The 12,552-nt window shown below is 47.0% G+C and carries 10 protein-coding genes and 1 tRNA gene; 4 read left to right on the top strand and 7 right to left on the bottom strand.

The genetic code is table 11. The features are described from left to right. Positions 1-17 precede the first annotated feature (17 nt). Both ACO1PK_RS04600 and pepA read right to left on the bottom strand, forming a co-directional pair. Positions 18-497 (bottom strand): DNA polymerase III subunit chi, encoded by a 480-nt coding sequence (locus ACO1PK_RS04600; RefSeq protein ID WP_423187498.1) that lies wholly within the window; start codon positions 495-497, stop codon positions 18-20. Next, positions 497-2,005, bottom strand: a complete 1,509-nt coding sequence (pepA, locus tag ACO1PK_RS04595) for a leucyl aminopeptidase (RefSeq protein WP_423187497.1) — start codon at positions 2,003-2,005, stop codon at positions 497-499. The genes ACO1PK_RS04600 and pepA overlap by 1 nt, the downstream gene beginning before the upstream one ends. A 209-nt stretch (positions 2,006-2,214) precedes the next feature. Between pepA and lptF the strand changes: the two genes are divergently transcribed. Together lptF and lptG are read left to right on the top strand one after the other, a co-directional pair. Beyond that, positions 2,215-3,318 (top strand): LPS export ABC transporter permease LptF, encoded by a 1,104-nt coding sequence (lptF, locus tag ACO1PK_RS04590; protein ID WP_423187496.1) that lies wholly within the window; start codon positions 2,215-2,217, stop codon positions 3,316-3,318. Between the two features lies 1 nt (position 3,319). Continuing rightward, the gene (lptG, locus tag ACO1PK_RS04585; protein ID WP_423187495.1) at positions 3,320-4,387 is read left to right on the top strand and encodes an LPS export ABC transporter permease LptG; all 1,068 of its coding nucleotides are present in this window, start codon (positions 3,320-3,322) and stop codon (positions 4,385-4,387) included. 60 nt (positions 4,388-4,447) lie between these two features. On the opposite strand, the gene ACO1PK_RS04580 is transcribed toward lptG, so the two are convergent. Then, positions 4,448-4,951 carry an RDD family protein gene (locus ACO1PK_RS04580; protein ID WP_423187494.1) on the bottom strand — a complete coding sequence of 168 codons (504 nt, stop codon included), beginning with the start codon at positions 4,949-4,951 and terminating at the stop codon, positions 4,448-4,450. A gap of 212 nt (positions 4,952-5,163) precedes the next feature. On the opposite strand from ACO1PK_RS04580, the gene ACO1PK_RS04575 reads away from it, so the two are divergent. Both ACO1PK_RS04575 and ACO1PK_RS04570 read left to right on the top strand, forming a co-directional pair. Then, positions 5,164-5,250: transfer RNA gene (locus ACO1PK_RS04575), tRNA-Leu, on the top strand. 175 nt (positions 5,251-5,425) lie between these two features. Further along, positions 5,426-7,636 (top strand): putative bifunctional diguanylate cyclase/phosphodiesterase, encoded by a 2,211-nt coding sequence (locus ACO1PK_RS04570; RefSeq protein WP_423187493.1) that lies wholly within the window; start codon positions 5,426-5,428, stop codon positions 7,634-7,636. Here the strand turns inward: ACO1PK_RS04570 and ACO1PK_RS04565 are convergent. From ACO1PK_RS04565 to ACO1PK_RS04550, 4 genes are all read right to left on the bottom strand, one after another. After that, positions 7,622-8,503, bottom strand: a complete 882-nt coding sequence (locus ACO1PK_RS04565; RefSeq protein ID WP_423187492.1) for a LysR family transcriptional regulator — start codon at positions 8,501-8,503, stop codon at positions 7,622-7,624. The two genes, ACO1PK_RS04570 and ACO1PK_RS04565, sit on opposite strands and share 15 nt — an antisense overlap. A gap of 84 nt (positions 8,504-8,587) precedes the next feature. Continuing rightward, positions 8,588-9,037, bottom strand: a complete 450-nt coding sequence (locus tag ACO1PK_RS04560) for a DoxX family protein (protein WP_423187491.1) — start codon at positions 9,035-9,037, stop codon at positions 8,588-8,590. 261 nt (positions 9,038-9,298) lie between these two features. Beyond that, a complete protein-coding gene (locus tag ACO1PK_RS04555) occupies positions 9,299-10,441 on the bottom strand; it encodes a DUF1624 domain-containing protein (protein WP_423187490.1) in 1,143 nt (380 codons plus the stop codon). Positions 10,442-10,444: 3 nt separating this feature from the next. Then, positions 10,445-12,550: a TonB-dependent siderophore receptor gene (locus ACO1PK_RS04550; RefSeq protein WP_423187489.1), complete on the bottom strand. Its 2,106-nt coding sequence runs from the start codon at positions 12,548-12,550 to the stop codon at positions 10,445-10,447. Positions 12,551-12,552: the final 2 nt, after the last annotated feature.

Below are 12,552 nucleotides of genomic sequence, written 5' to 3'. Positions count from 1 at the left end.
CAGAGACACCTGTAAATTCAGCCGATTGTCACGGTTTCGGGGGTGATACCGGCTTGACGATATTGCTTATAACGTTCCCGCGCCTGAGCTTTTAGCGTCGGCTCTGCCGGAACAAATTCGATGACACTGGCAAAACGCCGAGCAAAGTCTGGCATATTGTCAGTGAGATTTATTAATACTTGGCGGCTTTGGCGAGGCAGTTGCCAGCCAATTTCTATCGGTGCGCCGCGCGCTGGGCCTTCGCCTGTTAGGTTATGTGGCACAAAGCTGTCTGGCTCAAATTGCCACAGTAGCTCGTCTATCAGCTCAGCCTGTTGCTGGTCGCCAGTATAAACAAACACTCGTTGTTTTTCGCGGTACAAATTGGCGCATAGCTGGCAAGCAAAAGCAAAATGAGCTGGCGCACGCGACAGCTCATTGTTAGGCTCAGCCAGGGCAGAGCTAATGTCGCTAGCTGAGCCTGCTGGCTCGGCTAGTACATAAAAGGTTACACGCATTAATGATCCTGGTTATGCCCAGTACGGTTAATCAAGAACTGTGTTAACAGCGCTACTGGCCGTCCGGTTGAGCCTTTATCTTTACCGCCGCTACGCCAAGCCGTACCGGCAATATCTAGGTGCGCCCAGTTATATTTGCGAGTAAAGCGTGATAAGAAGCAAGCTGCGGTGATGGTGCCAGCCGCACGGCCACCTAAGTTGCTAAAGTCAGCAAAGGGGCTTTCTAGCTGATCTTGATAATCATCCCACAGCGGTAAACGCCAAGCTCTATCGCCACTTTGCTCAGAAGCATTCAGAATTTCATGCGCTAGCGGGTTGTGGTTACTCAGTAAGCCAGAGGCATGTTTACCTAAAGCGATCACACAGGCACCGGTTAAGGTGGCGACATCAATCACCAACTCAGGATCAAAGCGCTCAACATAGGTCAAGGCATCACATAATACTAAACGGCCTTCGGCGTCTGTATTCAGGACTTCTACCGTTTGGCCCGACATGGTGGTTAAAATATCACCTGGGCGGTACGCGTTAGCGTCTGGCATATTCTCCGCAGCAGCTAACACTGCGATAATATTTACGGGTAATTGTAAATTAATTACCGAATGCATAGTGCCCAGAACAGAGGCCGCACCACACATATCAAATTTCATTTCGTCCATACCATCGCCCGGCTTTAAGCTAATACCGCCAGAGTCAAAGGTGAGGCCTTTACCCACTAGTACCACGGGGGCGCTATCATCATTCGCGCCTTGGTATTTAATCACCGACATGGTTGGTTGGTTAACTGAACCACGACCTACTGCCAAGTAAGAATTCATGCCAAGAGCGCTCATCTCTGGCACACCCAGCACTTCAACACTGACTTTGTCAGATAAGCTGGTTAAGGCTTTGGCTTGCTCAGCTAAATAAGTTGGAGTACAGATATTCGGTGGCATATTGCCCACGTCTTTACATTGCTTCACGCCGGCAGCGATGGCCAAGCCATGCTCTACCGCGCGCTCACCAATCGTTAGATCGCGACGGGTCGGTACGTTAAACACAATTTTACGCAGTGGCCGGCGCGTTTCATCTTTTTTGCTTTTTAGCTTGTCGAAAACGTACAGGCAATCTTGGGTGGTCTCTACCGCATGCCGCACTTTCCAGTAGGTATCACGACCCTTTACGTGCAGCTCAGATAAAAAGCATACGGCTTCCATTGAGCCGGTTTCGTTTAGGGTGCTAATGGTTTTCGCAATGATTTGGCGATACTGACGCTCGTCTAATTCACGCTCTTTGCCACAACCTACCAACAACACGCGCTCGCTTAGTACATTCGGGACATGGTGTAACAGCAGCATTTGGCCGGGTTTACCTTCCAGATCACCACGGCGTAATAAGTTGCTGATATAACCTTCACTGATTTTGTCCAGTTGCTCTGCTACTGCGGAAAGACGACGTGGTTCATACACGCCCACAACGATACAGGCGCTGCGTTGTTTTTCCGGACTTCCGCTCTTTACGCTGAACTCCATGCTTACTCCTGATTCTAAGAGACTGTGCTACTATTGGCGAAATAGGTATATTCCGGCCGGTAGCTGAAAATTAGTAGGGCAATTTTACCGTGATTTGTTAAAAAAGCTCGGATTTTTCGCTGCTTTGCCCGATAATAAAAGGTGAAAATAACAAGTTTACTGAAAAATCACCAGCTTTCTAGTAAAAAGACAGGTTTTTAGGGGGCCTTTTGATTATTTTTCGTTATCTGATTGGTGAAGTGTTTCGTGCCCAGTTAGCTGTCTTTCTGATATTGACGACAATTATTATTAGCCAGCGCTTTGTAAAAATTCTGGCTGATGCCTCGGAAGGTGAAATTCCGGGGCAAATAGTAATGAGTATTGTCGCGTTAAAACTGCCGCAGTTGGCGGTGATTATCCTGCCGCTCAGTGCTTTTTTAGGCATTCTAGTGGCTTATGGCCGGTTTTATGCCGACAGCGAAATGACCGTACTGCATGCCACTGGGGTTAGCGAATGGTATGTTACTCGTTTGACGCTTTTGCTCTCTATCATCATGGCCTTGTTGGCGGGGGCGGTAACCTTATATTTTAGCCCTTGGGCTAGTGAACGTGAGAATCAATTACTGGAAAGAGCGGAGTCTGATGCAGGATTGTTTTCGTTGGTGCCAGGCCGTTTTCAACATACCTCGAATGAAAAAGCTGTAATATTTGTACAAGAAGTCAGTCGTTCCGGTGGTCAATTGTCTAAAGTTTTTGTCGCCCAAAGCACAGGACAAGAGGGTATGGCAGGTCATGCCATTGTCTATGCTAAAGGGGGTGCTGTAGCAGAGGATCCGCAAACGGGTGCTCAGATGTTACAGCTGATCGAAGGACGGCGTTACGCGGGGGATGGCGAATCACCTGCTTATGAGATCACCGAGTTTGGTCGTTATGATATGCAAATTCGCGAACAGCAGGTTGAGCAACGGCGACGCAAACTGGGCAGTTTAAGTACCGCAGAGTTATTGCAAGATAACAGCGCTGAGGCGAATGCCGAGTGGCACTGGCGTATCGCCATCCCCTTGTCTATCCCTATTTTAACGCTTATCGCCGTTCCCTTAGCCAGAGTGAATCCGCGTCAGGGCAAATTTGGCCGTTTATTACCGGCCTTATTATTGTATTTGGGCTATTACGCCTTACTGATTATTGCGCGCTCCGCGTTAGAAGATGGCAAAGTGCCAGCCGCTTGGGGCATGTGGTGGTTACATTTATCAGGTTTGCTGGTGGGGACTGTATTGATTTTAAGAAACCGTGCCATGGCGCAAAAGTTTCGTGCTTGGTTAGCGGGGCGTTGATATGTTAAAAATTCTTGATGTCTATATTGGCCGCACCATTTTATCGACCAGCGCCATGACCTTGGCTGTACTGGTGGCGCTGTCTTCGATGTTTCGTTTTATTGACCAAATGCGTTCTATTGGCCGCGGTTACTACGATATGGTGCATGCCGCGCTCTTTACTTTATACAGTGTACCCGGTGATATAGTGCTGTTTTTTCCCATGGCCGCTTTGATTGGCGGCTTGATTGGTTTGGGAATCTTAGCCAGCAGTAGTGAACTGGTGGTGATGCAAGCGGCGGGGTTATCGCGTTTAAATATTATCAATTCGGTAATGAAGTCGGCAGTATTAATGGTATTGGTGATGATGGCTGTGGCAGAGTGGGGCGCGCCTGTCAGTGACCGTGCAGCACGCGAATTGCGGATTAAAGCCATTTCGGATGGTAATGTGTTTGCAGCCAGACAAGGCGTTTGGGCGAAAGATGGCGACCGCTTTGTGAATATCAAAGAAGTAGATGATTTAGGCAACCTAAAAGACGTTACTATTTATCATTTTGATCAAGCGTTAGCGCTAACACAGGTAACTCGGGCCAGTGCTGCGCAATATATTGATAATGCTTGGCAGCTGCAGCAAGTCACAGAGCTGCAATTTGGTGAAACGCAAATCACACCAACGCAATATGCAAGTTTGGTGTGGCGCTCAAGCTTAACTCCAGATAAGTTAAGCGTGGTCAGTATTAAACCAGAGATGTTATCGCTGCAGGGACTGAATGAATATATCAGTTACTTAAGAGAAAACAGCCAAGAAGCGAGCCGTTATGAATTAGCGTTTTGGCGTAAAGTTTTACAACCTTTGACCTTGGCAGCTATGTTGCTGTTGGCCTTATCCTTTATTTTTGGGCCCTTGCGCAGCGTAACTATGGCAGCAAGAGTGTTATTGGGCATTTTAACTGGCTTTGGCTTTTATATGAGCAACGAAGTGTTTGGCCCCTTAGCCTTGGTTTATCAGCTACCGCCGTTAGCCGGTGCCGCCTTACCCAGTGTGTTATTTATTGGCATCTCGCTCTTTTTGATGCGTCGTAAAATATAAGGCATGATTTAGCCAGTTGCCCAGCTTATAACTAACACTGCTGGGCAGCGCTGTCGGCTTTTAACGCGCGGTTTTATGTAAATTAAGGGCTTTGCTTTGTTCTTTGCTGATTACCACCATTTGGGTATTCGTTAATTGATCTTGCAGTGCCAAGCCTTTACCCCAACGTAGCCATAGCCAAAAATTGCCTAAGCCCCCTAACGCTAACAAAGCTCGGCCAATGGCTTGGCCAAAACTGATGGGTTTACCTTCTGCGTTAACCAGTAATAAACGCCACGCCCGCATCCCCAAGGTTTGCCCAGCTTTGCACCAAAAATAACTGTAGAACCCCAAAATAACGATCACGTAATAGCCAAAATGCAGCCAGCGCCGCCAGCTGGTATTGAGGTACTCAGCAACATCGGTATAACCCTGTAACGACACCAGCGAAGTCCAAACGAGGATCTGCACAAACAGCATTGCTACCCCTGCCGCCAGCATAATGATCGCGCAAAGAATTAAGACATCATAAATAATCGCGGATAAGCGCCTAGCAAAACCGGCGCGGGGAGCATCTTGATACATAGTTTATTTCCAGCAAAATTTGCTGCTAAGTTTAGCATGCCGCAATCGTAGCACCAACAGCTGTAGTTGTTGGTAGACTCGCTGCTTGCAAGTCACTAACTGTCGTAATTTTAAGCAGTTGCGCTTGAGATGCCGTAAAAGCGTAACAAAGCACTTGCACAGTCTGCGCTGCATCGTATAATGCAGGCGTTTACCTCATAATATCCCTCAGTGCCTGGGTGGCGAAATCGGTAGACGCAGCGGATTCAAAATCCGCCGGGGGAAACTCCGTGTCGGTTCGAGTCCGACCCTAGGCACCAAAAAATACCGCTCAGCTTTTGATATCTAAGCCAATTTTCGAAATCGTTGTCTCTAAACCTTATTAAACCTATACAAGCTAATTGCATTATTTTCCTGTTCTTAAGTTAGGGTTACACCTTGCATGCATTCTGCTAAGCTAGTGTTTAGCACAGTCAATTATCGCTGAGGTGTTATGTGCAGCAATCGAGTTTCAGGTTAACCGGCTTTAGTCTTCGTTTGGCATTAAGCGTCGTTGTCTTTATCTTCTTTTTGATCAGTTTTTTTGTTTATGTCGAAGCAGAGCGGGCGATCGATAAAGCACATAATACTAGGTTGCAATCCTTTCTGTTAGCCGATGAGTTACGACAATCTTCTGATGATCTTACGCGTATGGTACGCACCTATGCGGTAACGGGGGATGTGCGTTATCGACAGCATTTTGATGAAATTTTTGCGATTCGTAATGGCGTAGCGCCTCGTCCTGAAAACTATCATTTTATTTATTGGGATTTGGTCGATGCCTCGGATCATCGGCCACGGCCTTTTGCTGCGCCGCAAGCTTTGCTTGAGCGGATGCGCCATGTGGGCTTTACTGAAATTGAATTGTCGCAGTTAGTCTCCGCCAAACAAGCTTCTGATGAATTGGCTGCTATTGAACAGGATGCGATGAAATTGGTTGCGACGGGTGATCCCATGTTGCGTGCCAGCGCTTTAACGCTATTACATGATGCTGCTTATCACCAAGCTAAAGCCGGTATCATGCAGCCGATAGATCAGTTATATAGCATGATGGATGCGCGTACTAAAGTGGCCGTTGACAAGGCGGAACAGCAAGCTGAGCGACTTCGCTGGGTGTTTATTGTACTTGGCTTAATGTTAGCTTTTTTATTATGGCAGTTAAAAAAGCGCGAGTTAGCCATTTTAGGTGCGCCAGTCACAGAGGTTTATCAGCATATTACCGCTTTGGGGCAAGGCGATTTCTCGCAAAAAATTAATGTTACTGCAGCTAAAACCCATACCATTTTGGGCTGGTTGGCAGAAACACAACGCCGCCTAGCGCAATTAGATCATAGTCGACAGTTATCACAACAGCGTTTAGAGCACTTGGCTCATTATGATGCATTAACCGGTTTACCCAATCGACTCTTACTCAATGATCGTTTACAGCAAGCTATGCAATTGGCCAAGCAATCAGGCAAGTTACTCGCCGTAGCCTTTGTTGATCTGGATGGGTTTAAGGTGATTAATGATCGTTTTGGTCATGAGTTTGGTGATCAGGTGTTAAAAGCTATAAGCCAGCGCTTATCCGCCTGTTTGGATGAAAATACCTTATTGGCCAGAACCAATGGTGATGAGTTTGTTTTTTTAATCACAGATATCACGCAGCAGTCCGATTGTCAGCCGAGGCTTGCCTTAGCGCTCCAACATTTAGCCAGTCCATTTACTGTGCTTGGCAATAGCGTGCAGCTTTCGGCAAGTATTGGCGTGAGTTTTTATCCGCAAATTATCGATATTGCTTCGGAGCAATTACTGCGGCAAGCCGATCAGGCAATGTATGGTGCGAAGCAAACCGGTAAAAACCGCTATTACTTTTTTGATGTGGAAGCCGAGCACTATACGCGGGGCATCAGTAAAAAATTAGATGAAATTAGGGCTGCTTTAGCCCGTTCCGAGTTTGTGCTGTTTTACCAACCGAAGGTGAATTTACAAACGGGAGAGTGCATTGGCGTAGAGGCGTTAATTCGTTGGCAACATCCGCAACAGGGTTTGTTGGCGCCAGGACAATTTTTACCGCTTATTGAGCAGCATGAGCTAGGGGTGCTGTTAGGTCAGTGGGTTATTGCAGAGGCATTTCGGCAATATACTTTGTGGTATCAACAAGGTATTGAAATGCCTATTTCTGTTAATATTGCGGCTAACCATTTGCAGCAAGCCGATTTCGCCGAGCAATTAGCACAAATCTGTGCCGAGTTCCCCAATGTGCCCGCCTCGATGCTGGAATTGGAGATCGTAGAAACCAGCGCACTACAAGATATTGACTATATTTTAGGTACTATGAAAGCCTGTGCTGCTCTGGGGGCTAGCTTTTCGCTGGATGACTTTGGTACCGGTTACTCCTCACTTTCTTATCTAAAACGGTTACCTATTAGTACCTTAAAGCTTGATCAAAGCTTTGTCAGAGATATTTTAACCGATCCGGATGATTTAGCGATTTTGCAAGGGGTCAGTCGCCTTGCTGAAGCCTTTGAACTGGCGACCATTGCTGAGGGCGTAGAAAGTGCTGAACATATGCAGAAGTTGTTAGATATTGGTTATTTGTATGGACAAGGCTATGGTATTGCCAGGCCTATGCCAGCAGCCGCTTTGCCAGCATGGCTAGCTGCTAAAGGATTAGTCCGCACTTAGGTAGCGCAAATGCCCTAAAAAGCTGCGAGCTACTGGGCCTAAGGTCTCGGCATCATTAAAATTGAGGTAAAAGGTATAAGTGCGATTCGCACCGCGAGGTAATAACAAGGGCAATAGCTCGCCATTATCGAGGTAAGGTTGCACGGCATGGCGCGGCAACCAAGCAAAGCCAAGGTTTTTTCGAATTAACTCTATCGAGGTTGCGATATGGCTCACCGTCCAGCGTTGCTCAGAGCCCAACCAGCCTACATCTTTTTTTTGTTGTAAGCCTGAATCTCTTAACACAATTTGCCGGCAATGTTTTAATTCCTCCAGCGCTAACTCGCGTCTTGGCTGAGTGAGTGGGTGCTGTGCACCTGCTACCGCGACAAATTCGATCTGGCAAATATCTTCACTCAGGTTATCTGGCAGGGTAAAAGGTGAAATAGCAATTTCGGCTTTGCCTTGCTCAAGTAATTCATTGGCGCCGGATAAAATCGTTTCTAACAGTTCAATGCGGATCAGTGGGTATTCAGCCGATACCGCAGCCAGCGTTTGATACAAGATATCGCGCGGGAAAGCTTCATCTACGGCGATAGCTAACTTAGACTCTACGCCTGCCTGTAAATTTAAGGCCACATTTTCCATGCGTTCGGCTTCGGCCAGTAAAAAGTTAATCCGCCTGAGTAATTGCTCGCCGGCAGCGGTAAGTTGCGTTTTGCGGCCCTCTACTTGGAGGAGTGTTACGCCCAGCATTTCTTCTAGTTTATGTACGGCGTGATGCACGCTAGACTGGCTTTTATATACCACCTCGGCGGCCTGATGAAAGCCACCGTGCTCTGCCACCGCTTTAAACATCCGCCATTGTTCGAGTGTTGAACGTGCCATAAACTGATTCCTTGGAAAATTAACTGCTGGCAAGCAAGGCGGTAAGGCCATGCTATGCCAGGTAAGACTCACTATAAAAAAATCTTAAACTTTTTGGCTGATTAAGGCATCGACTGATACTTTGCCAGCACCGCTAAATAGCAAAGAGAGACTGGCTGCAAATAACGCTAAACCAAATTCGTAGCCATTGTTACTCATAAAAAGGCCATTTTGAATGTGCACACTGAAAATAGCGACTAGCATTGCAAAGGCTAAAGCTACTGCCGCTGGACGGGTTAATACCCCTAAGACTAAGGCTAACCCGCCAAAAAACTCTGCTGCTCCTGCTAAAAACGCCATCAGGATACCAGGTGTTAGGCCAATGCTGTCCATCCAAGCCCCTGTGCCCGCTAAGCCGTAACCGCCAAACCACCCAAAGAGTTTTTGCGCACCGTGTGCAGCGAAAATAATACCTACTGGGATGCGTAGGGCTAAGGCGCCCCAACCTGCAGAAGTGGTCGTCAGTTGTTTTAATAAAAGTGTTGCTTTGTTCATTGCTATTTCCTCTAACGTAAGATTGTGTGTGAGACTGCCGTTATCGACAGGGGGTGTTGTCGATAGCGCTACTATAGAGGGGCTGAATGTTTTTATAAATTGGATATAATTTTACATTAAGTTCTAATTTTTAGAACTTGCAAAGGCGGGCCTAGATGAGAGCTTGCAACCTAACATTTCGGCAAAATCATTCTAGAGTGTCTTACTTATCTGTGCCGATGCTTAACCAGCCTAGTCAGATAAGTAAGACTTATTACCTTGTTATAAATAGCTAAGCCAAGGTTTCTTCTGGGTATGCTTATAACGGCTAAACCATCGGGTGGGCCAATATAGCGCTACCGCCAATGCAATACTTATCAGCCAGATAGTACTGATATGGTCAACGCCATATAAATGGCCATGATTGGCTCCGAAGTACCAGATCGCGATGCTGTAAAGCACCAGTAATACATACAAATGTAAAATGTAGAAGAACATTGGCACTGAGCCGAACACCACTAAGATTTGACTGAACTTGTTTTGCCATTGTTCCATCCAGCGCAATAGAAAACACATGGTGCCCAGTGTCACTAATAAGAAGTGCAAGGAAGCGGGATACTTGGTGAAGTTTAAAAAAGACATAGCACTTTGCAGCAGTGTTGCCTGAGATTGCCACGGCAGGGTTTCACCATAAATATTAAAGCCTCGCAGCACTAGTAACAGCCCTAACGCGAAAACGCCGCCCCACAATAACATCGTGCGTCTTTGCTCTGGATCTTGCTTGGCAGCATACAGAGGTCCGGCGTAGTAACCGAGTAAAATCACCCCAAACCAAGGTAGGGCTGGGTAGCTGAGCTTAATGGTGAGGCTATCTGTTTGCAGTAAAATATTGCGATCATGCAGTATGGTCCACACACTATAGCCCCATTCATCGGGTGTAAACGTAATGGGCGTTAAGGCGTTATGCCCAAAGACCAGCGCTAACCCGACCAGCAGTTGCCAACGTCTTGGTAAATGTAACAAGGCCGCCAGTGCTAGCATGCTAAGGCCAATCACCCAAATCACCTGCAGCCAGATAGTCTGGTAGCTGCCCATCCAAGAGAAGGTGATTAAGGTAAATTCCAACGCGATCAGGAATAAGCCACGCTTTACTAAAAACGTGCTGGCAGAGCGGGGAGTGCCGTTGGCAGGATGAGCGTAAAGCCAAGCCGATAGCCCGGTGAGAAACACAAAGATCGGCGCACAAAAGTGTGCTGCAAAACGACTAAAAAACAGCGCAGGATCCGTAGTGCTGGCATCCATCGGATCGCTCACTTGCATATGCAAAAAGAAGCGCTCCCGCACGTGATCAAGTAGCATGATGAGGATCACCAGTCCACGCAACATGTCGATAGACTGGATCCGTTGTGTTATTTGCTTATTCATAACTTAGAAATTGTACCGAATAGCCAGTTTGGCATTGACTGGCTCACCAGGAACCGTCCATAACCTATTGTAAGAGTTATGCACATAGTGTTTGTCAAAGATATTATCGATATTCAGTTGTGCTTGCAGTTGGTTAGTCAGATCAATATGCATAAAGACGGAGAACAAACTTACCGCTGCCAATTGATAGCTAGGATCAACCGAGTCGCCTAACCGGCTACCGATATACCGGGCTTTTAGGCCAAACTTGCTGGCTTTACCGGCTAAAACGGTTTCAGTAGTTAATACTGCAGTGCCTTGATGACGCGGCACATTGACTAAACGGCTACCTGACGGCACTAAAGAGCCCCAATCCGCATTGATCACTTCGCCAACGGTTTTAGTGTCCATCACCGCATAGGATAAATCTAAATACAGGTTATCGGTCAGATGGCGGTGCAGTTCAAATTCGATCCCCCGACTCTGTGCCCGCCCTAAGGTGGCCTGAAAGCCCACATTAATCGGATCTGAAGTCAGGATATTAGATTTTTCTGCCGAGAATAGCGATAAGGTGCCTTGAGTGCTGCCTGCGCTGTATTTGGCGCCAATCTCAACTGATTCACTTTCTTCTGGCGCAAAGGGGTTACGATTAAAATCAGTGCCACTTAGCGGAATAAAGCCTTCAGAATAGCTACTATAAAAGGTAAGCGCATCATTATATTCATAGACTAAACCCAGACGCGGGCTGACTTTGCTATCCAGTTGTTTACTAAAACTATTGGCCAATTGTTCCGTAATTTGTAAACGGTAGCGATCTAAACGTACGCCCATTGATAAGTGCCAACGCGCGGCAAGCTGAATTTGATCTTGTACAAAAACGCCAAAGCCCCACTGCTCTTCGTCATTGATATAAAGTGGCGTAGGAGCCGGTGCGGTGCCGCCATAGACAGGGTTAAAAATATCTAAACTGTAGCTACCTGCTGGACCTCGATAACGACCTAATAAGGTGTATAGGCTGTATTCGTAAGCGTCTGCCCCTACTAACAGGTGATGTGTTTTGCCAAACAGTGTCAGATTGCCACTGATCTCGGCACGGATCGATAAATCATCCGATTGATAATCACGATTCCGACGCTGCCGAGTCAGGGTACGGCCATCACGATATAGCGTTTGCCTGCCGCCAGCCAGCTCTGCATCGGAAGAGTTGCCTTTTAACGAGGATTCGCGGTAACTCAAACCCGCCAGTAATGACCAATTATTGGCTAAGGTGGATTCAAGGCTCAGTTGATGACCGGTGGCGTCGATTACCGTGGCGCCATCGCTGGGCTCACCTAAATAACGCGAACGCGGTAAGGTTTTTAAATCATTATTCAGCACCACATAGCCACGATCGAAGAGTTGTTCTTGTTTAAGATATTCAAATTCATACAACAGCGCCGTATTATCAGATAAGGCGTAACGCACCGAAGGCGTAAACACGGTTTTATCGGTAAATACAAAATCCCGAAAGCTATCGTATTGTTGTACCGCACCATTTAGACGTACTGCCAGTTGCTCGTTCAGCCCAGTGGTGTAATCACCTTCGAGACGGTATTGATCAAAGCTGCCGGCAGACACTTGGACATAGCCTTCTGTGTCATGCTGTGGCTTTTTGGTCACGATGTTAACTGTACCGCCGGGTTCAGAGCGACCAAATAGTGCTGAACCTGGGCCTTTCATAATTTCAATATACTCAACATTGACTAAATCGCGGTTGCCACTAAAGCCACGGCCAGCATTAAAACCATTGACCAAGTAGCCAGAAGGCATATTTTCGTTACCCGGAAAGCCCCGTATGGAAAAGCTATCCCACAGGCCGCCACCATTATTTTGTCGGGCAATACTGCCTGCCAAATCTAGCGCATCCTGAAAGCGGGTAATGCCATTATCTCGCAGCATTTCTAAATGCAGGCTTTCCACGGCTTGCGCCTGTAAGCGCAAGGGCACATCACCACGGTAAGCTTGTTTATAGTTAACGCTAATATGCTCGATATCACTAGCCGTGTTGTTAGCTGCCGCCATGGCAACAAGTGGAGTTAAGCTGGCAGTAATGGCCAGTGACAGCAAACAATAGCGTTTTAAAGCAAACATTG

The sequence above is a fragment of the Alishewanella sp. d11 genome (assembly GCF_049390205.1).
GTDB lineage: Bacteria > Pseudomonadota > Gammaproteobacteria > Enterobacterales > Alteromonadaceae > Alishewanella.
The sequence above is the reverse complement of the archived record's forward strand: the minus strand, read 5'-3'. Positions and strand labels throughout refer to the sequence as shown.